This is a genomic window from Hymenobacter siberiensis (assembly GCF_018967865.2).
In the GTDB taxonomy this organism is placed as follows: Bacteria; Bacteroidota; Bacteroidia; order Cytophagales; family Hymenobacteraceae; genus Hymenobacter; species Hymenobacter siberiensis.
The window spans coordinates 1,761,844-1,787,261 of sequence record NZ_JAHLZY020000001.1 but is presented as its reverse complement, the minus strand read 5'-3'; the positions used below and the strand labels follow the sequence as shown (position 1 = coordinate 1,787,261).

Here is a 25,418-nt window from a genome sequence, read left to right as displayed (position 1 = left end):
GGCTAAGCAAAAGTGCATCAGGACGATGCTCTTTCCTGCTGCATCACCGCCGCTTCCTCGCGCCAGAACAGCTTTAGGCCGACCCGGAAAGCCACCAGCCACGCCACGCCGCCCGCGAAGCCCGCCAGCACATCGGTGGCGTAGTGCGCGTGCAGATACACCCGCGTGAGACCAATGAGCCCCGCCCACAGCAGCAGCGGGACCACCCACCCCGGCCGCTTGAAATGCCGTGCCAGCAGCCACGCCAGGCACCCGTAGAACGTGAAGCCCAGCATGGCGTGGCCGCTAGGAAAGCTCAGACCGAATGTGTGCAGCAGGGCATTGGAAGGGCGGGGGCGGTTGAAGTATAGCTTAAGCAGCTGGTTGAGCAGCACGCTGCCGGCCATGGCCAGCAGCATTTCCAAGGCCCCGCGCGGGTGGCCGGCCCGGCGGATGAGCAGCGGCGCGATAATGCTGGCCGGCAGCAGAAACGGCAGCGCCGCGAAAAACGTGACCATCCGCACCGGCCCGGTCAGGCCCGGGTGGGCTAGCCGCCAGCCATCCACGATGCCCGAAGCCCAGTTGTCGAGCGCCACCGAATGATGCACGAACACCACCCGCGCCAGGTAAAAGAACACCGCGAATGCCACGATGAACAGCACTAGGCCAAACAGCACTTCGACGGTGAGCAAGCCAACCAGGGCCAGCAAGCGGGAGGTCAACCGATTCATAGCGGGCAAAAAGGCTGATAACAGAAAAGCCGGCAGCTGCTTCCAGATACGGGAAATAAAAAAGCCAGCCCGGTGGGGCTGGCTTTTTAACACGTGCGCTCGGGGAGACTCGAACTCCCACACCTTGCGGAACTGCCGCCTGAAGACAGCGCGTCTACCAATTTCGCCACAAGCGCAAGCTGGGCTAAAAAACCGCTCATCCTAGAAGGATGGTGGCCTTTTGATGCTGCAAAGATACAGTGCCGATTTGCCGCCACGCAACATATAGGCCGTTTTTTTCCTTTTGGCAGGGGTGCCAAATGGTACCGGCAATTGTTTTTCAGTTACTTGCCGGCCTAATTTATTTTCCTGCACCTGTTATTTTCGGATGGCTTCACCCCCCACAGCCCCTTTTTCAGCCCTCATTGCCCCCGAAAAGTTGGTTGGCTTCGACCGGGCCGCCTGGTTTTATGATGCGCTGGCCGCTCTGGTGTTCGGGACTTCGCAGCAGGCGGCCCAGCGGGCGGCCCTGCGCGGCCTGCCGGGTGGGGCTCCGCACGTTCTCATATTGGGCGGGGGCACGGGCTGGGTACTGGGCGAAGTACTGCGGCGGGCACCGGCGGCCACGGTGCTGTACCTGGAAGCATCGCCCCGGATGCTGGCCCGCGCCCGCGCCCGGCTGGTGCGCGAGCATCCGCAGGCGGTGGGCCGGGTTGAGTTCCGGCACGGCACCCAGGCGGCCCTGCAACCGGCCGAGCGGTTTGGGGCCATCATCACCTTTTTCGTGCTGGACTGCGTGCCCCTGGCCGACCTTGAGGCGGCCGTGGCGCAACTGCGCGCTGCCCAAGGCCCCGGAGCCCCGTGGCTGGTGGCAGACTTCCGGCCGGCGCGGCGCGGCTGGCGGCACTGGCTGCTCCAATCGATGTACACGTTTTTCTGGCTCACGACCGGGCTGCGCGCTCAGGAGATGCCCGACCTGCGCACGGCCCTAGGCCGGTTGGGGCTAGTGGCCGGACACCCGCAGCTTTTTTTTGGCGGAGCGATAGAAGCCCTGGTTTTTAGGGAAAACCCGGCTACGGCCCAACCTTGATATTTACTAACACTGTTTCACATAGTTGAAACATGACTTTATCATTACCGAGACCGTTTTTTGCAATGAATACCCTTATTTTATTGTAAATTTTCTGCAACTTTGTATTCCACATCGTTCGCGACTTTCTATTGCATTACTTGTTTCCTTATTATTTCTGCCCATGAAACACACCGCCACAACCGCTATTTTATTTTCTTTAGGGCTGGGCGCTTTTCCGGTGCTGGCGCAGGTAAAACCTGTGCCGGCCAAGGCCGCTCCGGCCGTAGCTAAGCCCGCCTTAGCCAAGCCCGCGCCAGCCAAAGCTGTTCTTCTTAAACCAGCACCCGCCAAACCAGTACCTGCCAAACCTGCGGCCCCCAAGCCCGCCCCGATAAGTGCTACGCCAGTGGCCCCGGCGGCGGCCCCCATCGTGACGGCGCCCCCCGCCCCGGTTCAGGCCAAGGCCGATACGGGCCCGGCCGTGCGCTACACCATGGCGTTTCCCAACGCGGTGCACCACGAGGCGAAGGTGACGGCGACGTTTTCGGGGCTGCCCGGCGGCGGACCGCTGCACGTACGCATGGCCCGCAGCTCGCCCGGCCGCTATTCGATTCATGATTTTGCCAAAAACGTGTATTACGTGGTGGCTACCGATGGCAGCAACCATCCCCTGCCGCTGAATCGCCCCGACCCCTACGGCTGGGACGTGATGCCCGCCGCCGACGGCACCGTGATTTTCAGCTACACGCTGTACGGCGACCAGACGGATGGTACCAACGTGGGCATCGACCAGCAGCACGCCCACCTCAACCTACCGGCGGCCCTATGTTACGCCACCGACCTGGAAGGCCGCGCCACCGAAATCAAGTTTGACCTGCCCGCTACCTGGAAAGTGGCCTCGCAGCTGCGCCAGGGCAGTGATAAGGCCGTGTACACCGCCCCCAACATGCAGTACATGATGGATAGCCCGGTGTCGTTGGGTGCCCAGCAGGTGCTGTCGTGGCAGGAGGGCGACCAGACCATTGAGCTGGCGACGCTGTATATGGGTCCGGTATCGGAAATTGATGCCTATGCCAAGAAAATCCAGAAGGTGGTGAAGGAGGAGAAGGCCATTTTTGGCGAGCTGCCCACGTTTGACTTTGCCCGCTACACCTTCGTGGCCGACTACCTGAGCCAGGCTTCCGGCGACGGCATGGAACACCGCAACTCCACTTCCGTAACCAGCCCCCGCACGCTGAAGGACGAGGACGCAACCAAAAACCTGGGTACCGTGGCCCACGAGTTCTTCCACGCCTGGAACGTGGAGCGCCTACGCCCAAAAGACCTGGAGCCCTTTGATTTCCAGCGTGTAAACATGAGTGACAACCTCTGGTTTGCCGAAGGCTTCACGCAGTACTACGGCCGCCTGGCCCTGCGCCGCGCCAAGCTGATTGAGGACGAGGAGTTTTACGACGACATCAGCCGCTGGGTGAACCTGCGCCAGAACAGCCCCGGTGCCCGCTACGCCTCGGCCATCGACATGAGCCGCCAAGCCGCCTACACCGATGGGGCCGGCACCGGCGCCCCGATGAACCTGGTAAACACCAACTTGTCGTATTACGACCAGGGCGCGGGCATTGCGCTGGTGCTCGATTTGCAGCTGCGCCAGCACCACCGCTCCTCGCTCGACAAGTTTATGCAGGCCATGTGGCAGCAGTACGGTAAAAAGCAGGCGGGCTACGCCCCCACCAACCCCTACACGACCCGCGACCTGCAGCGCGTGCTGGGCGAGGTGAGCAAGGACACCGTGTTTGCCGACCGCTTCTTCCGGCAGTACGTGTACGGCCGCGAGCAGCCACGCTTCAGCGAGAACCTGCTGGTGGCTGGCCTAGCCGTGATTCCGACCCGCGCCCTGGGCGCGGCCCTGCCCAGCCAGGTAGAGTTTGACGAAGAAGGCCGCTGCCTAGTGGCCTACAATACCCAGATTGGCTCGGGCCTGTACAAGGCCGGCATTGACCGGGGCGACCAGCTAATGGTGCTTGATGGCCAGACCATTAAGAGTTCCGGCGACCTCGACGGCGTGCTGCACAAGCACTCGCCCAGCGACGTGGTATTTGTGAAGGTGAAAACCCGGGGCGGCGTGGAGCGCACCACCCAGCTCATCCTGTCTGAAGACCCCAACGTGCAGGTGAAACCCGCAGAATCGGTGGACAAAATGGTGTATTCGCCCGCACAAAAAGTCCTCCGCGAAGCGTGGCTGGCCAGCCAGGCCTCCAACTAAGCCCAACCAATAAGGAAAAAGCCCCGGCGGGCCGGAGTCGCGTAGCGCGGCCCGGGTCGCCGGGGCTTTTTGCTGCGTGGTGGTCGCGGGCGGCTGATTGGCTAATATCTTTACCTTTGGACGGTTGGTGGCCGTTTTTATGCCGTTCCGGCGGTACCAGCGCATCAGCCCGGCCCTTTCCATCATTCCCTTTTCCGTTTCGTCATGGCAATTTTCGATAAGCTCGCCCACGCTGCCAAGGACTTTTTTATTGAGCCCGAGGCAGGCGCACCGACTCCGCCCACCCCGCAGTACGGGGCCACTGCCCCGCCGGCAGCTACTCCCGCTACGTCCAATACAACGCCCCCTGCCGCCCCGGCTCCCGGCCAGGCTGAGCAGCGCCACCTCGACCACATCACCGGCCTGCTATCCGGCGATGGCAAGGACTTCGCCGCCTACATGAAAATGGTAAAGAGTATGGCCGCCGCCGGCCTGAATGGCCCCATGCTCTACCAAACGGCCTTCAACGCCTTCTCGGCCGTGAATGGCGGCACCGTGCCAGCGCTGCTGGCCTCGGCCACCCAGTTTGAGCAAACCCTGGCTGATGACCGCGCGAAAGTGCTGGCCCGCCACCGCGAAAAGATGGGAGAAGGCGCAGCCCCGGGGGCCGCACCGGGCCCGGTGGCGCTGCTCATGGTGCAGGAAAAAAAGCTGGCCGAAGACCTGGCCGAGCTCACCCGCCAGCTGCAGGCCAAGCAGCAACAGCTGCTGCAAACGCAGCAGCATCTGGGCGAGGAGCGCCAGAAAACCCAGAGCGCGCTGGCCTCCTACGAGCTGGCCAATGCGGCCGCGATGGCAGAATTGCAGACCCATCACAAGGCTGCTGAAACGTTTCTGAACGGCGCAAAGTAGTCTCGTTGCACAAGCTTCCGCTTATACTTACCAACGATGCGTATGTATGGACAAGCGAAAGCTTAGGCGAAAATTTCCATCTCTTTCTTTTTTCTGCTGATGAACACTCCGTTACTGGGCCCGCCCTCGCCGGCCGATGGCCTGCCCTCCTGGCAAAAACCTGAGAAAACTGCCGCCTGGGTCTTCATGGCCGCGCTGGTGGGGGCCGGCATTTATTACTGGGGCAAAATCCTGCCTTTTCTGATTGACATCGTTTTTGATACCGTGAAGCTGGGGGTTGGGCTGGGCGTGCTGTTCGTGCTGTTTCTGCTGGCGACGAACAAGCGGATTCAGACCGGGCTATGGTACATGGGGCAGCGTATTTTCCGGACGGCAGCCAGCATTTTCGTCAACACCAACCCCATCGGCATCATGGAGGACTACATCTCGAACACCGAGAAGGAAGCCCGCAACATGGACGCCGAAGTGGGCCACATTGAAGGGGCCAACGAGCTGGTGAAGCGCAAGATAATGACCAATACCGTTCAGATGAAAGAGTACCTGGCTCTGGCCGCCTCGGCCCAGCGCCAGGGCGAAAAAGACTCGGCCGATTCCTACGCCAGTCGTGCCGCCCAGTTGGAGGACTACAACCGCCGCCTGCAGCCCATGGCCACCACCACGGCCAACGTGAGCCTGGTAATGCGCCAGATTCTGAAAGCTGCCCTGCGCCAGATTGACAACTCCAAATTCAAAGTCAACCTCTTGAAGGATGAGTACGCCCTGGTGAAACGCACCAGCTCGGGCATGCGCGCCGCCATGAACATCCTGCGCGGCGACCCCGACAAGAAGTACTTCTTCGACCTGGCCACCGACCGCGTGGCCGAGGACATGGCCCAGCAGCTGGGTCAGATTAAGCAGGCCATGCGCTACTCGCAGGAGTTCGTGAAGGAGATGGACATCCAAAACGGGGTGATGAGCGAGAAGGGCCAGCACCTGCTCGACCAGTACCAGAAGGGCGAGTTCAGCGCCATTATGAACAATGAGCCGCCCGTACCCATGAGCGCCGCCACCACCCGACAGGCCACTGATGACGCTTATGGCAAGCTGCTGGATTAGCGGTTGTCATTCCGCCGCAGGAGGAATCTGAGTACACCCATTGGACGAATAATATCAGATTCCTCCTGCGGCGGAATGACAACCCTGCTTTGCGCTGCTTCCAAATTCCCGCCGCGTAACATTACCTCGATAAAACCACCCCAGACTCTCCCCCTTTTCATCACCTTAACTGCCCTCACCATGCGGCTCACCTTCGCCAGCAAGGCCATTATCGCGGCCATCATCCTCATCGGCCTGTACTTCGGCATTCGCCGCTTCACGGCCACCAATCCGGAGCTGGCCCAATCGGGCCGCTCGGCCATCGACCCCGTTGCCGATACCACCAGCCGCTCGAATGCCCCTGCGGGCTCTTCCGAAACGTCTGCTACGGGCACCGGCACTCGCCCGGCCTTTGCTTACGAAGCCCCCGCGCCCGTTGATGGCAAACTGAAGGGCGTGGTGGAACTGGGGGCCAGCGGCTTCAACTCCTTCATCGTCCGCATCGACCAGAACCGCACCTGGAAGCTGGAGAAAGCCGATTTTGGCAACAGCCTGGTAATGGAAAACATGGCCACCGACGATGACATTCGCCGGGGGCTTAAGGCCTACATTGCCCAGATGCTGGACTTCGGCGTGGGCGGACGCGACATTCATTTCGTGGTGAGCTCGGGCGCGCTAAAGGCCGAAGGCACGGGCAAAATTGTGAAGGTGCTGAAGGGCCTGGGCTACGTGGTGAACACCGTGACGCCGGAGAAGGAAGGCGTGCTGGGCCTGCGCTCGGTGCTGCCGGCTTCTTTTTCCGACCGCGCCTTCGTGGCCGACATCGGCTCGGGCAACACCAAGATTTCGTGGCTTGACGGCAACCAGCCCCGCTCGGTGGAAACTTACGGGGCCAAATACTTCGAAAAAGGAACCGCTGATGCTGCCGTAGCGGCCGAAGTAAAGCAGAAAGCCACCCAGGTTCCGGCCGATTTGCGGGCCACCTGCTTCATCATCGGCGGGGTACCGTTTGAGATGGCCAAAAAGGTGCGTAAAGGCAAGGAGCGCTACACCGTGCTCGACGCGCCCAGCGCCTACCAACTCGACAACGCCAAGTCGAAAGCCGGCCTGAACATCTATAAGTCAATTGCTGAGGCCACCGGGTGTCAGCAGTTCGTGTTCGACTGGGACGCTAACTTCACGATTGGCTACCTGCTCACGCTGCCGAAGTAGCGGCGGCAGCGAAACAGCCCCGGTGGGGCACAGGTCGGTAGCAATATCTGGTTCTATTATAACAAAGCCCCGGCGGGGCGACACTCGTTCACCGAATGTCGCCCCGCCGGGGCTTTGTTGTTCTGTTTATGCCGTTTACTACCGATATGTCGCCCCGCCGGGGCTACCGTCCCACTATCACCACAAAACACTTGGGCCTTCTACCCGTTTCTTTGGCTCCTCAAGCTTCTCCGATTCTCGCCTCATGGCCCAACGCATTTCTTATCTCCGCAACGAGGCCCTGCCCACCGTGCGGCCCGGCTACCCCGGCAACAAGCTATTTGGCAACGAATTCGCCAACGGCGAGGAATTGTTTGAGCCCAGCTTTGCTAATCTGCTGAGGTGGCAGCTCTCAACCAACCCCCAAAAAGAGGCAAAGAAGCGCGACACCTGGGCCCCGGAAGTGGTGGACTGCGCGGCGGCGTTCTCCTCGACGGAGGACATGCTGGTGTGGCTGGGGCACTCATGCTTTCTGCTGCGGGTGGCGGGCGTGTCGCTGCTCTTCGACCCCATGTTGTTTTCGTCGGTTGGGCTGCGGCCGCGCCATGCCCTGCCCTGCCCGCCCGAGGCCATGCGCAGCATCGACTACCTGCTGCTCTCGCACGGCCACCGCGACCATCTCGACGAGAAATCCATTAAGCTGCTGGCGGTCCAGAACCCGCAGATGCAGGTGCTCTCCTCGCTGCGCATGGCCCCACTACTGCACGGCATGGTGCCGGGCCTGCCGGTGCAGGAGGCTGGCTGGTGGCAGCAGTACGACCTGGGCCCGGCCGCGCCGCTCGAAATCACCTACCTGCCGGCCTCCCACTGGCACCGCCGGGGCCTGGCCGATGTGAACCGCGTGCTCTGGGGGAGCTTTATGATTCGGGTGCAGGACCGGCTCATCTATTTCGCCGGCGATACGTCTTACGCCGACCATTTCGAACAAATCGAAGCCCGCTTCGGCCCCATTGACATTGCCATGATGCCCATCGGAGCCTACAAGCCGGCTTACATGATGGCCAAAAGCCACGTCAACCCCCACGAAGCCGCCAAAGCTGCCAACGTGCTGCGCGCCGGCCACGTCGTGCCCATGCACTACGGCACCTTCGCCCTAGCCGACGAGCCGGCCTCCGAACCCCTGCGCCAACTACGGGAAGTGGCGGCCGGCGGCATGCTGCGCGGCGAGCTGCACGCCCCCGCCGTGGGCAAAGTACTGCGCTGGCCGGACTGGGAATAGGGAAGTTTTGAGGGTTGAATGTTGAGGGTTGAATGAGGAATGCTTCGTTGCGGGGTAGCTTTGACCCTGATTTCGGATTGAGAGGAATTTAGCAAGCTCAATCAACACTCAACATTCAACACTCAACCCTTCTGAATGTCGCCAACTTTAGTTCTGAGCCTGGTTGCGGGCTACTTCCTCGTCCTCATCGTCATTGCCATGCTCACGTCGCGGGGTGCCACCAGCGAAAGCTTTTTCGTGGCCAACCGCAACGCGCCGTGGTACATGGTGGCATTTGCCATGATTGGCACCTCGCTGTCGGGCGTCACCTTCATCTCAGTGCCGGGCAACGTGTATGGCAAAAGCTGGAGCTACCTAGCTGTTGCCCTGGGCTTTGTGGCGGGCTATGTCGTTATCGGCACGGTGCTGCTGCCGCTCTACTACCGGCTGCGGCTGGTGAGCATCTATTCGTATCTGGAGCAGCGCTTTGGCTACTGGAGCTATAAGACGGGGGCGCTGTACTTTTTGATTTCGCGCTCACTAGGCTCGGCCCTGCGGCTGTACCTGGTGGCGGGCGTGCTGCAATTAGCGGTATTTGATGCGATGGGCGTGCCTTTTGCCGTGACCGTGGTGGTCAGCATCCTGTTCATCTACCTCTACACCTTCAAGGGCGGGCTGAAAACCATTCTCTGGACCGATACCTTCCAGACCCTGGCCATGCTGAGCTGCGTGGCCCTGAGCATCTACTTCATGTCGGATGCGCTGAATTATTCCTTCAAGCAATTGGTCACGTCGGTGCGCGAAAGCTCCATGTCGCAGGTCTATTTCGCTGATTTTCGGGACGATAAATTCTTCTGGAAGCAGTTCGCCTCGGGCATGTTCATCACTATTGTGATGACCGGCCTCGACCAAGACCTAATGCAGAAAAACCTGAGCTGCCGCAACCTCGGCGAGGCCCAGAAGAACCTGTTCTGGTTCACGCCGGTCATCGTGGGAGTCAACATCCTGTTCCTCACGCTGGGCGTGCTCATGTACCAATACGCCGCCGCTCGCGGCCTCAAGCTGGCCGAGCTGCCCCAGCTCCTCAACCTCAGAGGCACCCTCGATACCGACAAGGTTTTCCCTTTCCTGGCTACCACACAGTTCTCGCTCACGGCGGGCATCATCTTCATCCTGGGCATCATTGCCGTTACCTACGCCTCGGCCGATTCGGCCCTGACGGCTCTCACCACCTCGTTCTGCGTCGACTTTCTGAATATTCAGCAGTACCCCGAAGCCCGGCAGACGCGCCTGCGCCAGCTCACGCACCTGGGCTGGTCGGTGGTGCTCATCGTCATCATCCTCATCTTCCGCGTCCTCAATGAGCAGAGCCTGATTGATGCGGTGTATAAAGCCGCCGGCTTCACCTACGGGCCACTTTTAGGCCTGTTCGCCTTCGGCATTCTCACCGGGCGGCAGCTGCGCGACCGCCTGGTGCTGCCTACCTGCACGGCGGCCGTACTGCTCACACTGCTCATCGTGTCGCACTCCGTGGAGTGGCTGAATGGCTATAAGTTCGGCTTCGAAATCCTGCTGCTGAACGGCGCGCTGGTGTACATCGGCCTGCTGCTGATTTCGCGCCCTGGCGATACCGTACCCCAAGCCGCGAACCTGACGGCGTAATCCGGGGTTGAGGTATTCCGGGGGTTGATTCGTCTATCGCCCAACCGGCGGGCCGCGCCCACGCGCATCCGGCCCCGTCTTTGCATTTCGTCGCTCATGAAGACTTTATTTGTTCCCCTCGCGCTGCTGGCCACCTTCACCGCCCACGCCCAAACGCCCGCCGCGCCGGCCACCGGCCAGACCATCATATTGAAGCCCGGCAACATGCAGGTGCAGCGCAACCCCGCCGCCAACCGGCCCGACCGCGCCCCGGTGTACCCAGGCGGCGAGCAGGCCATGGGCCTGTTTTTCCTCGAACACATCAACTACCCCGCTGCGGCTAAAGCCGCCGGTATCACCGGCAAAGTACTAGTGAATGCCACGGTGAATGAGGATGGCACCACCAGCAACCCCGTAGTAGCCCAGTCGCTATCGCCCGAGTGCGACGCCGAAGCCCTGCGCGTGGTGAGCCTGCTGGCGGGCTGGCAGCCGGCCATGCGGCGCAGCCGCCCGCTGCCGGTGCTGGTGCAGTTGCCCGTGCCCTTCGGCGCGGCCGGCATGATGCACGTGGAGCAGGTGAAGCGCCAACCGGTGCACGGAAAACGTCAATAAGTAAATGAACGTCATGCCGAGCGCAGCCGAGGCATCTCGCGTGAGGAAGTAATTCAATCGTGAAAGCGTTATTGATTAGTGATGGCACGCGAGATGCCTCGGCTGCGCTCGGCATGACGTTCTAGCGTGACTTTCAAGGGGCGCTTCACCCGCGCCTCATGCCCGGCGACCGAAATTGCCGCGTTATAATTAGCAGAATTAGATAAGACCCGATGGCCCGTAGTGGACTCAACACCAGCGGCAACGACGCAACCGCCGACTTGCCCAAACCGAAAGTAAACAAGGAATCACTCAAGCGCAGCCTGCGGATTTTCCGCTACGTGCTGCCTTATAAGGGCCTGTTCTCCGTGGGCCTGATGATGTTGCTGCTCAGCAGCAGCACCTTCATGGCGTTTCCGTTTCTGGCCGGCAAGCTCATCGACGCAGCCAACCACAAGCCCGTTATCCTGCCCAATGGCATCGAGCTGGGCATCGACCGGATTGCCATGCTGCTGTTTGCGATTATCGTATTTCAGGGCTTTTTCTCATTTGGGCGCATCTGGTTCTTCACGCAGGTGAGCGAGTTCACGGTGCGCGACATCCGCAAAGCGCTCTACGCCAAATTCGTGCAGCTGCCCATCCCCTTCTTCGAGCAGAACCGCGTGGGCGCCATCACCTCGCGCATTACTTCCGATGTAGGCCAGATTCAGGACACGTTTTCGCTGACGCTCGCCGAGCTGTTCCGCCAGATTTTTACGCTCGTTATTGGTATCACGGCCATCATGGTGGTGTCGGTGAAGCTCTCGCTGTTCATGTTGCTCACGTTTCCGCCCATCATCCTGGCGGCGGGGCTGTTTGGGCGCAAAATCCGCACGCTGGCCCGCAATACGCAGCAGGAGCTGGCCACCACCAACACCATTGTGGAGGAAACCCTGCAGGCCATCAACTCGGTGAAAGCCTTTACCAACGAGCAGTTTGAGGCCCAGCGCTACGGCTCGGCGCTCGACCGCGTGGTGGCGGCGGCGCTGCGCAGCAATCTGTTCCGGGGTGGCTTCGTGTCGTTCGTCATCATTGGCCTCACCGGCGGCATCATCCTCATTCTGTGGCGCGCTGCCACGCTGGTGTACAACCCCGGCCCTGACCATCTTGAAGTAAGCCAGCTACTTACGTTTCTGCTTTACACAGCCTTCATCGGCGCGTCCATCGCCGGTCTGGGCGAGATGTACGGCAAGGTGCAGAGTACGCTGGGCGCATCGGAGCGCATCCTCGAAATTCTGGATGAAACGCCCGAGCCCACCCACATTGAGCCGGCCCGGGGGCTGGTGCCGGCCCGCATTCAGGGCGATATTCGCTACGAGCACGTAGCTTTCCGCTACCCCACCCGGCCCGATATCGCGGTGCTCAAGGACATCAACTTCCACATCGCGGCGGGCGAGAAAATTGCCCTCGTAGGCCCCAGCGGCGCGGGCAAAAGCACCATTGCGGGCCTGCTGATGCAGTTTTACCCGCTCAGCGGCGGCCGCATCATCGTGGACGGCCACGACGTGCAGGACTACGACCTCACCAGCCTGCGCCGCCACATCGGCATTGTGCCGCAGGAAACACTGCTCTTCGGTGGCACCATCCGCGAGAACATCGCCTACGGCAAGCCCGGCGCGAGTGATGCCGAAATCATTGAATCGGCCCAGCGGGCCAACGCCTGGCAGTTCATCCAAGCCTTCCCCGAGGCGCTCGATACGATGGTGGGCGACCGCGGCATCAAGCTTTCGGGCGGGCAGCGCCAGCGCGTGGCCATTGCCCGCGCCATCCTGAAAAACCCTGCCATCCTCATCCTGGACGAAGCCACCTCCTCCCTCGACAGCGAAAGCGAAAAGCTGGTGCAGGGCGCCCTCGATGAGCTAATGGAGCACCGCACCAGCCTCATCATCGCCCACCGCCTCTCCACCATCCGGAAGGTTGATAAAATCCTGGTGATTGACGGTGGCCGAATCGTAGAGGCCGGCACCCACGAGGAGTTGAGCGAGCGCGAAGGCGGGCTGTATGCGAACCTGCTGCGCCTGCAGTTTGAGCTGACGTAGGGTTTTTCATTGCTATTGAGAATTTAATAGTAAAGCTCTTGAAACATAAGTGGCTCATTGCTTTTGGTTGCTTTTTCTGGTACGCTTCATTTTTTTGTGAAGAATCAGGCTTACAACCCTACTCCACCGTTGGACTAGTTATTGCACCTATTCTGATAGTTGTCGGAATATTTGGTTGGGTCCTGCATTATTATAAAACCAGAGGACATTACCCCAGAATAGGGCACACTATTAGTATGGTTATCAGCGGCATGACGAAAAACCCATTCTTTGGGATAGGTTTCCTATTTAGTCATTTACTACAATTCTGGACTCTTATTACCCTTTTCTGGATAGGAATTTCATTCTTAGGGTTTGGCATTTTTGGCAATTCAGATGCATTTATAGCAACCCAACAATACTGTGAAACAAACAGTAGTATCCTTTCAAATACTGGAAGAATAAAGTATTATTCTCCTTTAATTGGCGGAAATATTAGAATGCATAATGATGATGGAAGCGCCGAATTATTCTTCACAATTATTGGCGCAAAAGGCAATTTCGACGCTGAGTCGAGGCTAATTAAGCAAGATGGAAACTGGATGGTGCAAGAGCTTAAAATGAAGCAATAGCCATTCTTCCATGCCACGAAACCCGTGCCCCAAGCGCGGGTTTCGTGGCATGGAAGAATGGCTATTGCTTCATTTTAAGCTCTTGCACATTCTCCAATGGACCTTCACGCCATCATCACCATTGACCCCGAAATCCTCGGCGGTCAGCCCGTTTTTGCCGGTACCCGCGTGCCCATCGAAACGCTGTTTGACCATTTGGAGGCGGGCGTTTCGCTGGACGAGTTTCTGGATGACTTTCCGAGTGTTTCCAAAGCGCAGGCCATTGCGCTGCTCGAAACCGCAACCAAATTGCTTACCTCCGCCAATGTAGCCCAACTATATGCGGCTGCTGCTTGATGAAAACCTACCGAAGCGCCTGAAGTCGGATTTTCACACCCATGAAGTATATACAGTGTGGTAGAAACAGTGGAATGGCACCAAGGATGGCGAACTGCTGGAACTGATGCTGGCCGATGGTTTCCATGCCCTGCTGACGTTTGATAAAAACCTGCACCCGCCCGCGAAAATCCCTAATCAATCCGAATAAGGTTTATTGAATGCGCCTATCAATGAAGCTGTTTAGAAAGTCCCCGAACGGTCATGCAGCGCGCAGCGAAGCATCTTGCTCGCATCGTCAGGCCCGTTCAACGAGGCGAGCAAGATGCTGCGCTCTGCATGACCGTTTGAGTACCTTTTGTGACTTTCTAAACAACTCCAATACCTACGCCGAACTAACGAAGCTCTCTGCTCAAATTAATGTGCTGCTGGCAGCGGGCAACCTGCCGCCGGGGCCAATTATTATCAGGGCTACGTAATAATGCAGGTTGCGAATCCCCCAAAGCCCGCGCCCCAAGCGCGGGTTTCGTATTTTTAGCCCTTCAACAACTCTCCCTCACTCTCTCCTTACTGATGAGCAAGCACTTCGCAAGTTTCTCCGTCGCTGTTGCAGCGGCTGCTACCCTGCTGGCCGCCCCGGCCGCCTACGCCCAAATCAAGACGCCCGCTGCCAGCCCCCAAAGCACCGTTTCGCAGCGCGTGGGCCTCACGGATATCACCATCACCTACTCGCGGCCGGGCGTGAAGGCTCGGCAAATTTTCGGCACAGTGGTGCTGTTTGGCAAGCGCTGGCGCACGGGCGCAAATGCCACTACCAGCATCAAGTTCTCGGATGATGTGACGATTGAGGGCAAGAAGGTGGCGGCCGGCGAATACGGCATCTACACCATCCCGAACAAGACCGAATGGATGGTGGTGCTCAACAAAAACACCAAGCTGGGCGCCGACGTGGACGGCTTTAAGGACGACCAGGATGTGGCCCGCTTCACCATCAAGCCCTACAAGCTGGGCAGCAAGGTTGAAACGTTCACCATCAACTTCACCGACCTCACCCCCGCCACTACCAACGTGGCTATGGAGTGGGAAATGACCGGGGCCAAGTTCAAGGTAATGGCCGACGTAGAAAGCAAAGTGATGGCCCAGATTGAGGAGAAAGTCACTAAAAACGACAACCCCGCCTCGACGGACCTCGCCGCCGCTGCCGTGTACTACTACGAAAACAACAAGGACCTGAAGCAGGCCCTGACCTGGATGGAAAAAGCCAACGCCGCCGAGCCCACCAAGTTCTGGAACCTGAACACGGAAGCCAAAATTCACCTGAAAATGAAGGACTACGCCGGCGCTACGAAAGCCGCTGAGGCTTCGAAGAAAGCCGCGCTGGCCGCCACGCCGCCCAACGGCGAGTACGTGAAGATGAATGAGGATTTGATGGCAGAGGCGAAGAAAATGGGTAAGTAAGCATCCCCTCCGCACCCTGATTAGGGCAAGGGAGCAACTTTCGCGAAAGTTGCAGCCACCCGACTATCAGCGAGCCATGGAAGGCCGCAGCACTGGTGCTGCGGCCTTCTTTTTTTCTATTTCTCCGCCGCATGCAGCTGGTTGTTCATGATGGTAGCCAGCATGGAATCGGGAAGCACGAGGCTGGTGAAGAAGTTGACTTTGGCGCTCATGGTGGGCAGGCTGCGAGCGTCGCCTTCCATTAAAGCGTCGTAGCCCTCTTCGGCCACGGTGCGTGCCGATACGGTGTGGTTGGCAGCGCGGGTGTTTTCGGCGTGCGCAACCTGGAAGAAGTTGGTATCGGTGGGGGGCGGGCAGAGCACGGTCATGGTCACGGCCGATTTCTGCTGCTTAAGCTCGTGCTGCACCGCTTCGGTGAAGCTGAGCACAAAGGCCTTGGTGGCGGCATACACGGCCTGGTACGGACTGGGCGTGAAGGAAGCCAGCGAGCCGACCTGCAAAATCCGCCCGTCGTTGCGGGCCACCATATCGCGCAGGTAGAGCTTGGTAAGCTGCACGAGGGCCGCCGCGTTTACCTGAATGATGGCGAGCTCGGTGGTCAGGTCGGTATCGGTGAAGTAGCCGGTTTCGCCAAAGCCGGCGTCGTTAACCAGCGCGTCAATTTGCAGGCCACGCGCCGTGGTTTCGGCGTAGAGCTGGGCGGGCGTTTCGGGGTGGCTGAGGTCGAAGGGCAGCAGCACAATTTCAACTTCTTCAAACTCCTGGTGCAGCAGTCGGGCCGCTTCTTTGAGCTCAGCGAGGTGGCGGGCTACGAGCACTACCCGATAATCGTCGCGGGCAAAACAACGGGCCAGTTCGAAACCGATGCCACTTGAGGCACCGGTAATCAGGGCGGTTTGGTCGTTCATAGCAGTTGGGGTTAGGTTAAATTGATTTACTATGTTAATATAATCATTAAATATTTATTATTATATATTATTGAAAATCAAATCGTTGAAATTCATAGAGTTTCGCCTATGCAATAGCGCTGATTTCGTGCAAGTCTTTCATTTCTCCCCCAAAGCAGGGTGTAGCCTGCTTACATAGAAGGCAAAAAGCCCGATTCCATGCGGAATCGGGCTTTTCCAAACCTGGGGTCATTGCGCCGGTCTGACCGCCCTAGGCAGTCTGACCGGTTGTCGTTGTTGCGATATCGTGCCCACTTCAACCGGTCTGACCGCCCTAGGCGGTCTGACCGGCGCAATGTATTGCCTCCTCCCCTGGCGGCGCGTGCTGGCTTCGTGAGGGACTCGGGCCGTTGTACCGCTAGGGCAGCACCTTCACCACCAGCTGCGAGGCGTGGGCGGGCGAGTGGTACAACTGGTGCGTGGCAACCTGGAAATCAGCTTCTTCAGCGTTGTAGATATTATCGATGTATTTCTGCGGGTTGCGGTCGACGAGCGGAAACCAGGTGCTTTGCACCTGCACCATCAGCCGGTGGCCGGGCTGGAAAGTGTGCATGAGGTCCTGCACGGTGAAGGGCACGGCGGTGACCTGGCCGGGCGTGAAGGGCTCGGGCTTACTGAAGCTGTTGCGGAAGCGGCCGCGCATTACTTCGGAGCGCACCATTTGCTGGTAGCCGCCGAGGTGCACGTTGGGGTTCAGGCGCGGGTTGTCGGGGGTGTTGTCGGGGTACACGTCGATGATTTTCACGACCCAGTCGGCATCGGAGCCGGTGGTGGCCACTTGTAGCAGCGCCTGGATGGGGCCGGCCAAGGTGAGCGGCGCGGTGAGTACATCGGTCTGGTAGGTGAGCACGTCGGGGCGGCGGCTGGCGAAGCGCTGGTCGTCGGTCATGTACTCGCGGGTCATGCCCACGTTGGTAGCTTCGGTGAAGGGCACGGGGTGGGCCGGGTCGCTCAGGAACTGGTCGAACTCGGAGCCGGCGGCGGGCTGCTCAAAACCGATTTTGCCGCCCGGCTGGAAGTAGAGCGTTTTTTCCTGCGTCTGCCGGGGCGGCCAGGCATCGAAGGTGCGCCACTGGTTGGTGCCGCTTTCGAACACGGTGGCTTCGGGCAGGTTGGCCGTCTGGCCATCCTTCAGGTAGGATTTGAAGAACGGGGCTTCGATGTTCTGCTGATAATAGATGGACGGCGCAGCCCCGTAGGCCACATTACCCACTATCTCGCCCGAGCCGCGCGCCCAGCCGCCGTGCACCCAGGGGCCCATCACAAGGCCGTTGCGCATGCCCGGGTTTTGCTTCTCAATGCTCTTGTAGATATTGAGCGCGCCGAACAGGTCCTCGGCATCGTTGAAGCCGCCCACGGTGAGCACGGCGGTGCCTTTTTGCAGGTTTTTGAGGTGCGGCCGCAGGTCGCGGGCCTGCCAGTACTCGTCGTAATTCGGGTGCTGCATCATCTCGTTCCAGAACGCGACCTGGCCCTTGTAGTAGCGGGCATCGGCGTTTTTCAGCGGGCCCATCTTCATGAAGAAGTCGTAGCCATCGGGGGTGCCGTGCTGGAAGCCGGGGTTGCCGGTGGGCGTGGGCTCGGGCCGGGGCAGGCCGAAACTGGCCAGGAAGTTGAACGCGTGGGGCAGAAAGAACGCGCCGTTGTGGTGGAAATCGTCCCAGAACCAGTCGGCGATGGGGGCCTGGGGCGAGGCGGCTTTCAGGGCCGGGTGCCGGGCCAGCAGGCCGGTGGCAGTGTAGTAGCCGGGGTAGCTGATGCCCCACTGGCCCACGCGGCCGTTGCTTTTGGGCGCCTGCTTGTTCTTGAGCAGCCACTCGATGGTGTCGAAGGTGTCGGTGCCCTCGTCAATGTCGGTTTTGCCCTTGTGCACTTCCTTTTCGGGGCGCACATCCACGAAGGTGCCTTCGCTCATGTAGCGCCCGCGCACGTCCTGATACACAAAGACGTAGCCCTCGTGCATCATCTCGCTGCTCGGCCCCAAGCTCTTTTTCATGCTAGCCGACTTGTAGGGCCCGATGGCGTAGGGCGTGCGGTTGAGCATGACGGGGTAGCGCACCTTGTCGGCATCGCTGGGCGCGTACACGATGGTATAGAGCTTCACGCCATCGCGCATGGCCACCTGGTGCTCCGTCTTTTTGTAGTGCTGCTGAATATAGGCCGTATCGGCCATCACAGTAGCATAGCGGGCCTTTTCGACCTCGGACCATACCGGGTACGCGGGGCCGGGCTGCTGGGCAAGCGCCGGGATGGCCGCCGTCGCGCCAAGCATCAGGGCAAATAGAAGAGTTGATTTCATGCAGTGCAGGATTTGAGTGGGAGTACGCCGGTAAAGGTAGAAGCCTCACTCAAATACACAGCTTTAACCCGCGCATTTTTCAGGTTGATGGCCGGCCTTCTGCAACGCTCCCCTGCTACTGGCCCCGACCCTGCATTATCAGCAGGCGCTTCACGTTATCTACCTCAATCTCATCGGGCTGGGTTTTCAGTACGCGGCGCAGGTCTTTGGGTGAGCGGCCGCCGAACACCACCACTTTCAGGCCGGCGGCGTGAGCCTGGGCACTTTGCTCGGGCGTTACACGGTCGGCATCGAGCACCACGGTGTGCACCTTTTCCGTTTTAGCCACTTTCAGGCCGAAGGCAAATTCGTCGGAAGCAATTTCGAGGCCGATGCGGACGCCCGGCATGGCAGCGCGGGCCAGTCGCACGGTAGCACCTTCCTGGGTGATGAACAGGACTTTATCCAGCGGTGTGTGGTTGCGGGCGAGGGTGCGGGCAATCTGGCGCACCAGCAGCGGCACCTGCTCGTGCTGGCGGCCGGGGGGCAGGCACTGGTCGTCCTCGTGCAAATCGAGGTGGATGAAGGGGAACGTGGGCCGGCGGTTGAGGCGGGCCAGCAGGGTATCGAAGGTGATGGGCCGTTCCTTCTGAATGAGGTCGTAGGGAAAGCCGCCTTTGTAGCGCAACTGAGTGATTTCGGCGGCCGTGCGCTCGCTCACGCAGCCGGTGCCGGTGCTGCCGTCCTGCAAATGCTGGTCGTGGTAGAGCATTACCACGCTATCGCGGCTCATTTGCAGGTCGATTTCCACGCCGTCGGCCCCGCGCAGCAGGGCGCGCCGGATGCCGCGCCAGCTGCTCGGCGGCCGGAAATTGAACGGGCTGATGGGTGTGTAGAAACCGGAGCCGGCGTGGCCCAGCACCACCAGCTTGGGGTTGGCTACGGGTTTAGTGGCGGTGCAGGCCGCCAGCATTGCTATCAGGAAAAGCGCCAGGGAAGCAGCGGAGAGTACGCGAATTTTATTCATGCAAAAACGAGGGCCGGCACGCGCCGATTGGGGCTGAACGGGAATGGAGTTGGCAGGTTGTAGCGACGCATCCTTGCGTCTTGTCGTTGGACGGAATCATCTGGCTATCCCTTTGCAGGCCGTTCAACGCCGAAACGCAAGAATGCGTCGTTATATCACAGCTGTTTTACGCGGACTATCCAGCAGGCCGAACAAAAACGTGAGCGCCACCACCAGCCAGATGGAAAACCACACGTCGCTGAGGTAGTGCGCGCCCAGCACCAGCCGGCCCAGCGCAATGAGGCCCGGCAGCACCAGCAGCGGCCCCCGATACTTCGGAAAAGCCACCGCCAGCGGCCAAAACAGGCTGAAATAAGTAGCAGTGTGCGTAGAAGGGAACGAGTCATTGTGCGGGCCGGTGGCCCACAGACCCGTGCCCGCGTAGCCCGTGCCAAACAGCACTTCGGGCCGCAGGCGGTGCACTGTGCCCTTCAGCACGTTGGCCAGCACCATGCTGAACTCGTGGGTGAGCAACAGGATGAGAAAGATAGTGGCCCCGCGTCTTTTCAGCCCATAGCGGCCCACTGCGAAGGCCAGCCCCAACGCCAGGAAGATGATGGGCAGGCCCACAACATGCATCATCAGCGCATCGTGGATTTTATCGGCGGTGGCCGTGAGGGTGGCGAAAAACGGGGCCGCGCCGCCGAAATGCCCGTGAATGAACCGGGCCAGCGGCTGGTCGCCGAACACTATCAGCAGGGCGCAGGCGGGTAGCGTGAGAGCCGTGAAAGCGAGGAACTGGCGGAAGGTCATAAGTCGTAGCGCGGACTTTTAGTCCGCGAATCCAAACGGGCGTGGCAGGAACAATTTTTCACGGCTTGTTACTCGCGGACTAAAAGTCCGCGCTACTGCTACCCCAGCGCCCGATTCAGGGCGATGATGGCCGTTTTGTAATCCTCGCGGCCCACGATGAACTGGATATTGACCTTGCGCAGCGCAAAGCCGGCGCTACGGATGTTGATGCCCGCATCGGCCAGGGCCCCGGCGGCGCGGGCCAGCAGGCCGGGCTCATCAATATTGGAGCCGATGAGGCAGACCAGGGCGGCCGGCTGGACGGTCACGTTCTCGTACTTGGCTTCCAGGGCGGCCACGAGCTGCGGCTTGAGGTCCTTTTCCCAGATGAGCAGCGAAATGCTATTGGCACTGGTGGCCTTGAAGATGTAGCTCACCCCGAGGTTGAAAAACACCTGCATCAGGTGCAGGTCGAAGCCGGCCGCGCCCACCATCAGCGGGTCGTGAATGTCGATTATGACGACTTTCTCGGTGCCCGTGATGACTTCGATGCGCTTGGTGGGCGAGATGTAGTCGCGGGTGATGAGGGTGCCGGGATGCTCGGGCTCGAAGGTATTTTTGATGCGCAGGTCGATGGCGTTTATCTCCAGCGGCTTCGAGGCTTTGGGGTGAATAGCCTCCATGCCCACGTCGGCGAGCTGGTCGGCCACGTCGTAGTTGGTAAAGCCGATGGGGTGGCACTGGTCCACGCCCACCAGGTTAGGGTCGGCGGAGCTCAGGTGGTATTCCTTGTGAATAATGGCCTCCTGGGGCCGCACGGCCACGGCAATCTTGCTGAAGGTGACTTCCGAATAACCCCGGTCAAACTCGCGCATAATGCCCTCGGTACCCTTGGTGTAGCCGGTGGCAATGCTGATGGTGCGCGGAAAATCAATGTCCGTAAACGCCTGCCGGATGCGCTCGTCAATGGTCAGCGGCTGGGCGTCGTCGAAGCCGCTGAGGTCGACCAGGGTGGCGTGCACGCCCCGGTTTTGCAGGATATTCACGGAGTTGAAAGCCGAGTGGGCCTCCCCTATCGAGGCTAGGATTTCACGCGCGGCCTGCAGGATATTCACGCTGTTGACGTAGCCGGAGGCCAGCACGTTCACCAGGCTTTCGAGATAGGTCTGGGCCTGGTCGATGCGCTGCTGGATGAAGGCATCGGCCACAGCCAAATCGAGACCCAGCGGCTCGTACTGCTGGTTCAGCTCTTTGAGCTGGGCAGCCACGTCCTGCAGCGGCCGGCTAAACTCCTGGCCCTGGGTGATGTGGTGATACACGCCGGGAGCGCCGGTTTTCTTGTTTTCGAGCAGCCAGTTGGTGACGTTGGCGTAGGCTGACACCACGAAAATGCGGTTGTACAGCTTCGCGCCCTCGCGGCCGTGGAAGATGATGTTGTCGAGGACGTCGGCGAAGGCGGTCATCGAGGTGCCGCCGATTTTTTCTACTGTGAGCACGGGTGTGTTGCATGTAGAGACGCATACTTGCGTCTCGTCGTTGCTGATGTTGTTAAGTCTGTGGGTTGTCGGCGCAGTTCCGCTCGTTCAACGACGAGACGCAAATATGCGTCTCTACTGCGCTACTTCCCGTACGAAATCATGTTCGTAATCAGCCGGTACGCCCCCGGCACGCCCGCCGGCAGCTCCCGGAACAGCGACAGGCCCGTGTAGATGTAGTGGCCCTTGCCGTAGTCCGTGACCAGAATGGCGCTTTCCTTGGCCGCCTCGCCGGGGTCGCTGCTGGAAATCACGGTCTGGTATTTCGGGTCCCACTTCGAGGGGTAGTAGAGGCCCTGCTCCTGCACCCAGCCTTTGAAATCCTGCTCGGTGATTTTGTTGGGGGCGGCCAGCAGCGGGTGCTTCGAGAGCGTCACGGGGGCGTCTTCCACCGTGACCCGGTCGCGGGAAAGTGTCATGGGATAGGGGCCGATTTCGGGCAGCACCGTGCCGCGGTCGACCACGTACTGCACCACCACGTTGCCGCCCTGTTCGATGTATTTGAGGATGTCGGGCTGCTTGGTTTTCAGGGCCTCGACGGTGTTGTAGGCGCGGATGCCGACCACCAGCGCATCGAACTCCTTGAGGCGAGCGGCGCTGATTTCCTCGGGCTTGAGCAGGGTGACGGTGTAGCCGATTTGGCGCAGGGCGTCGGGCACTTCGTCGCCGGCACCCATGAGGTAGGCCACGTTCTGGCCGCGCCGCTTCAGGTCGAGCTTCACCAGCGGGGCCACGGCCTCGGGGAAGAGGAACTGCGTGGGGATGTGCGGGTACTCAATCTTCTGGATGCCGCGGGCGTAGGCCTGGCCGGCCACGGTGGCAGATGCCCGCAGCTCGGCGCGGCCGGGCGCTGCCCCGGCCAGGGGCTGCACCTGGAAGTTCACGGTCAGCTCCTCGTCTTTGGCGGCGAGGGCGAAAGGGACGGTGGCGGGCTCGCACTTCCAGCCGGCGGGCAGGGCCAGGGCCAGACTGCCGCTCACCCCGGCGCGCCCGGCCCGCAGCGTGACGGGCACGGTCTTGGGCTGGGCATCGGCGAAGACGTAGGAACGGGCGGGCGGCAGGTTCACTAGCACGGGCGGCACCACGGCCAGCGGCTGGTAGAGTTCGCCCAGCACGGGGTCGGTGTGCTTGTATTGGACGGGGACGGAATAGAATAACCTACTCCCATTTACTTGTACTATGAAACAAACACCACCTGCCGGCGGATTTTCAGGCATTCCTATTAAGGATTGTCGCCAAAGCATGTAGCCAAAACTTCCGGTAGGCTCGTCGGCTGGTAACTGGCTGACACCAGCTTTCGATTGAGCCATTAACACAGCTGCACCTTCGCTAAAAGGAAAACTTAGCGATTCTGGCACCGAATACATACCAATAGAACCCGGAATCTGCAACCAGTATGGTTGTGTCTCCTTACCAGAAAAGCCTGCTTCACCCTTTCTCTTAATGCTAATTAGTTTATTGAACGGTAGAACAAGCGCACTATCATACGTAAAACCTAGTCCATGAATGCTGGTAACGGTAACCGGGACATGAGACTTGTTTATTACCTCTAGGTTCACCTGAAAAGATTGTCCCCCTTGAAAGGCGTGACCTTCAGCAACAGAAACTTGCGTTGCAGTAGCTTCTAACCCCAATCCAAGACAGTTTTTAATCAGACTTTCTACCTGTTGTGTTTTTTCCGTTTTCCAGAAGGACAAGTCTGGAGCATTGCCGCTCCAAGAAATTGGCTTTGTTGCAAGTGCTGCCCGCACCTTCAGTAGCCCCGCTACACTCGCGCTGGGGTTGCTCGGGTCATACTTGCGAATCACCTCCTCGATGAGCTTGCCCACGGCCGCGCCGCCGGGCACCCGGTTCCAGCTCTGGTCCACGCCTTCGAACAGGTCTTTGGTGGCCGGCGCGCCTTTCACCAGCTGGAAATACTCCAGCGCCTCGCCCCGCTGGGCGGCCGAGCCGAAGCCCTGGCTGCGGTGGTTGGAGCGGCTGCGGGCCGCGATTTCGCCGTAGCTCTGGCCCAGCAGGGGGTTGTAGCCGCCGGCATCGAGCCGGAGGTAGCCGTCCATGTTGTCGCCGGGCTTCACGAAGAAGCTGCCGGTGTTCCAAAGCAGGCGCTTGGGCTGCCAGGCTTGCACGTACTGGAGCTGTTCGGGGAAGCGCTTGGGGTCGCCGGCGGCGTCGAAGGCTTCGGCAGCGAGGATGGCGCTGGCCTGGTGGTGGCCGTGGCCGGCGCGGGCATCGGGCGGAAAGCGGGTGATGAGCACATCGGGCCGGCGCTGGCGGATGACCCACACCATGTCGGCGAGCACCTGCTCCTTGTCCCAGATGCGAAAGGTTTCGTCGGAGGTTTTGGAGAAGCCGAAGTCGTTGGCGCGGGTGAAGAACTGCCGGCCGCCGTCGAGCCGCCGGGCCGCGAGCAGCTCCTGCGTGCGAATCACGCCGAGGCCCTCGCGCAGCTCGGGGCCGATGAGGTTCTGGCCGCCGTCGCCGCGGGTGGCGCTCAGGTAGCTGGTTTCGAGCAGGCGCTCGTTGGCCATGTAGGCGATGAGGCGGGTATTTTCGTCGTCGGGGTGGGCGGCGATGTACATCACCGAACCGAGGACGTTGAGCTTCTTGAGACCCAGCAGGATTTCGGAGGAAGTGTAGGACTTCGGCGTTTGGGCCTTCGTCTCAATGAAGAATGAGGAATGAAGAGTGAGGAATGCCGTGAGGACGGCAATGGGGCGGAGGAGTCGGAACATGCGCGGGAAACCGGGGTTGAGGGCGTGAAGTTACCAGCCGCCGGCCCTCCCGTTGCTGGCGCACGTCTGCGACACGTGCTGACTGGCGGTGAGCCTGTGGCTCGGGCAATGAAGACGCTGCCATACGTAACCCCTTACCCGAGCCAGAGGCTCGGGGCCGGTCGGCACGTGTCGCAGACGCGCGCCAGCAACGGGGCGCACGGTCGCGCAACAGTACGGGAGCAGTTATTTAGCCAGGTGTTGTGGTTAGTTAGCCAAACATTGTAGTTAATTAGCCAGACATTTTGGCTAGTTAACCAGATATTGCGGCTAGTTAGCCAGGCATTGCAATTAATCAGCTTGGTTTAGTAGTTATTCAGCCAGATTCTGCGATTAATTAGCCAGGTATTTTAACTAATTAGCCGGTTTATGTAGTTAATTAGCCAGGTGTTGCAATTACTTAGCCTGAAATTGAATTAAATTAGCCCGTGGATTTACATTTCCATCAATACGCTATGCCCGAAACCCTACCCGCCGCCTTTGCCCGCCGCGTGGCCGAGCGCGACAACCCGCCGCCACCGCCCCCACTCAGCCAGGAGCCCGCCGCCGTGCAGGCCCGCCTCGAAAACTGGCTGCTGAAGACCTATAAAGTGCGCGACAAGCGCGGCCGTCTGCGCCAAAGCCTGATGCTGCTGGCCCTGATGCAGCACCCCGAGCGCACCACCGCCGAGCTGGCCGAAGCATCCGGACTGCCCGCCCGGGCCGCCGCCCGCGTGGCCGTGCGCCTCGGCGAATTTGACCTGCTCACATGGGAATACCGCAGCCTCTGGCGCTACTGGCACCTCACCCGCGCCGCCGAAGATGCCCTGTTGCTGGTGGTGGTGGGGCTGCCCACGCCCGCGCCGGTCGCCTAGCGGCGCAACATCGGGCCGGACGGGTGCGTCTTTGGCGCGGCTGAACTTCATTTGTGTGAAAATCGGTTTATCACCCACACCGGCTGCCCACTTGCGGCCACTT

The 25,418-nt window shown here is 60.1% G+C and carries 20 protein-coding genes and 1 tRNA gene; 13 read left to right on the top strand and 8 right to left on the bottom strand.

The features are described 5' to 3' along the window. Positions 1 to 17 precede the first annotated feature (17 nt). Both KQ659_RS07875 and KQ659_RS07870 read right to left on the bottom strand, forming a co-directional pair. A complete protein-coding gene (locus tag KQ659_RS07875) occupies positions 18 to 710 on the bottom strand; it encodes a phosphatase PAP2 family protein (RefSeq protein WP_216689287.1) in 693 nt (230 codons plus the stop codon). A gap of 94 nt (positions 711 to 804) precedes the next feature. Beyond that, positions 805 to 886 (bottom strand) — tRNA-Leu (locus tag KQ659_RS07870). Positions 887 to 1,077: 191 nt separating this feature from the next. Here KQ659_RS07870 and KQ659_RS07865 point away from each other — a divergent pair. The 12 genes from KQ659_RS07865 to KQ659_RS07810 all read left to right on the top strand — a co-directional run bounded on the left by KQ659_RS07865 (position 1,078) and on the right by KQ659_RS07810 (position 15,129). Further along, on the top strand, positions 1,078 to 1,779 hold the full coding sequence (locus tag KQ659_RS07865; RefSeq protein WP_216689288.1) for a class I SAM-dependent methyltransferase: 702 nt from the start codon (positions 1,078 to 1,080) through the stop codon (positions 1,777 to 1,779). A gap of 163 nt (positions 1,780 to 1,942) precedes the next feature. After that, entirely contained in the window at positions 1,943 to 4,021 is a 2,079-nt protein-coding gene (locus KQ659_RS07860) for a M61 family metallopeptidase (protein ID WP_216689289.1), read from the top strand. Positions 4,022 to 4,225: 204 nt separating this feature from the next. Continuing rightward, the gene (locus tag KQ659_RS07855) at positions 4,226 to 4,912 is read left to right on the top strand and encodes a hypothetical protein (RefSeq protein WP_216689290.1); all 687 of its coding nucleotides are present in this window, start codon (positions 4,226 to 4,228) and stop codon (positions 4,910 to 4,912) included. A 99-nt stretch (positions 4,913 to 5,011) separates the two neighbouring features. Further along, complete coding sequence (locus tag KQ659_RS07850; protein ID WP_216689291.1) at positions 5,012 to 6,007, top strand: hypothetical protein; 996 nt, start codon at positions 5,012 to 5,014, stop codon at positions 6,005 to 6,007. Positions 6,008 to 6,187: 180 nt separating this feature from the next. Continuing rightward, the gene (locus KQ659_RS07845; protein WP_216689292.1) at positions 6,188 to 7,198 is read left to right on the top strand and encodes a hypothetical protein; all 1,011 of its coding nucleotides are present in this window, start codon (positions 6,188 to 6,190) and stop codon (positions 7,196 to 7,198) included. Between the two features lie 244 nt (positions 7,199 to 7,442). Then, entirely contained in the window at positions 7,443 to 8,456 is a 1,014-nt protein-coding gene (locus tag KQ659_RS07840) for an MBL fold metallo-hydrolase (RefSeq protein WP_216689293.1), read from the top strand. Between the two features lie 135 nt (positions 8,457 to 8,591). After that, positions 8,592 to 10,097 (top strand): sodium:solute symporter, encoded by a 1,506-nt coding sequence (locus tag KQ659_RS07835; protein ID WP_216689294.1) that lies wholly within the window; start codon positions 8,592 to 8,594, stop codon positions 10,095 to 10,097. A gap of 96 nt (positions 10,098 to 10,193) precedes the next feature. Further along, positions 10,194 to 10,688 (top strand): energy transducer TonB, encoded by a 495-nt coding sequence (locus KQ659_RS07830; protein WP_216689295.1) that lies wholly within the window; start codon positions 10,194 to 10,196, stop codon positions 10,686 to 10,688. A gap of 212 nt (positions 10,689 to 10,900) precedes the next feature. Beyond that, on the top strand, positions 10,901 to 12,745 hold the full coding sequence (locus KQ659_RS07825; protein ID WP_216689296.1) for an ABC transporter ATP-binding protein: 1,845 nt from the start codon (positions 10,901 to 10,903) through the stop codon (positions 12,743 to 12,745). A gap of 38 nt (positions 12,746 to 12,783) precedes the next feature. After that, the gene (locus KQ659_RS07820) at positions 12,784 to 13,356 is read left to right on the top strand and encodes a hypothetical protein (protein ID WP_216689297.1); all 573 of its coding nucleotides are present in this window, start codon (positions 12,784 to 12,786) and stop codon (positions 13,354 to 13,356) included. Between the two features lie 96 nt (positions 13,357 to 13,452). Next, positions 13,453 to 13,692, top strand: a complete 240-nt coding sequence (locus KQ659_RS07815; protein ID WP_216689298.1) for a DUF433 domain-containing protein — start codon at positions 13,453 to 13,455, stop codon at positions 13,690 to 13,692. Between the two features lie 552 nt (positions 13,693 to 14,244). Next, positions 14,245 to 15,129: a DUF2911 domain-containing protein gene (locus tag KQ659_RS07810; protein WP_216689299.1), complete on the top strand. Its 885-nt coding sequence runs from the start codon at positions 14,245 to 14,247 to the stop codon at positions 15,127 to 15,129. 116 nt (positions 15,130 to 15,245) lie between these two features. Here the strand turns inward: KQ659_RS07810 and KQ659_RS07805 are convergent, their stop codons facing one another. The 6 genes from KQ659_RS07805 to KQ659_RS07780 all read right to left on the bottom strand — a co-directional run bounded on the left by KQ659_RS07805 (position 15,246) and on the right by KQ659_RS07780 (position 24,422). Further along, complete coding sequence (locus KQ659_RS07805) at positions 15,246 to 16,037, bottom strand: SDR family NAD(P)-dependent oxidoreductase (protein ID WP_216689300.1); 792 nt, start codon at positions 16,035 to 16,037, stop codon at positions 15,246 to 15,248. 397 nt (positions 16,038 to 16,434) lie between these two features. Further along, positions 16,435 to 18,375 carry a CocE/NonD family hydrolase gene (locus KQ659_RS07800; protein WP_216689301.1) on the bottom strand — a complete coding sequence of 647 codons (1,941 nt, stop codon included), beginning with the start codon at positions 18,373 to 18,375 and terminating at the stop codon, positions 16,435 to 16,437. A gap of 115 nt (positions 18,376 to 18,490) precedes the next feature. Next, positions 18,491 to 19,381: a glycerophosphodiester phosphodiesterase gene (locus tag KQ659_RS07795; RefSeq protein WP_216689302.1), complete on the bottom strand. Its 891-nt coding sequence runs from the start codon at positions 19,379 to 19,381 to the stop codon at positions 18,491 to 18,493. Between the two features lie 150 nt (positions 19,382 to 19,531). Further along, on the bottom strand, positions 19,532 to 20,173 hold the full coding sequence (locus KQ659_RS07790; RefSeq protein ID WP_216689303.1) for a phosphatase PAP2 family protein: 642 nt from the start codon (positions 20,171 to 20,173) through the stop codon (positions 19,532 to 19,534). 98 nt (positions 20,174 to 20,271) lie between these two features. Beyond that, positions 20,272 to 21,648: an aspartate kinase gene (locus KQ659_RS07785; RefSeq protein WP_216689304.1), complete on the bottom strand. Its 1,377-nt coding sequence runs from the start codon at positions 21,646 to 21,648 to the stop codon at positions 20,272 to 20,274. Between the two features lie 122 nt (positions 21,649 to 21,770). Next, the gene (locus KQ659_RS07780) at positions 21,771 to 24,422 is read right to left on the bottom strand and encodes a PIG-L family deacetylase (protein WP_216689305.1); all 2,652 of its coding nucleotides are present in this window, start codon (positions 24,420 to 24,422) and stop codon (positions 21,771 to 21,773) included. Positions 24,423 to 24,916: 494 nt separating this feature from the next. Between KQ659_RS07780 and KQ659_RS07775 the strand changes: the two genes are divergently transcribed. Then, on the top strand, positions 24,917 to 25,315 hold the full coding sequence (locus KQ659_RS07775; protein WP_216689306.1) for a hypothetical protein: 399 nt from the start codon (positions 24,917 to 24,919) through the stop codon (positions 25,313 to 25,315). Positions 25,316 to 25,418 lie beyond the last annotated feature (103 nt).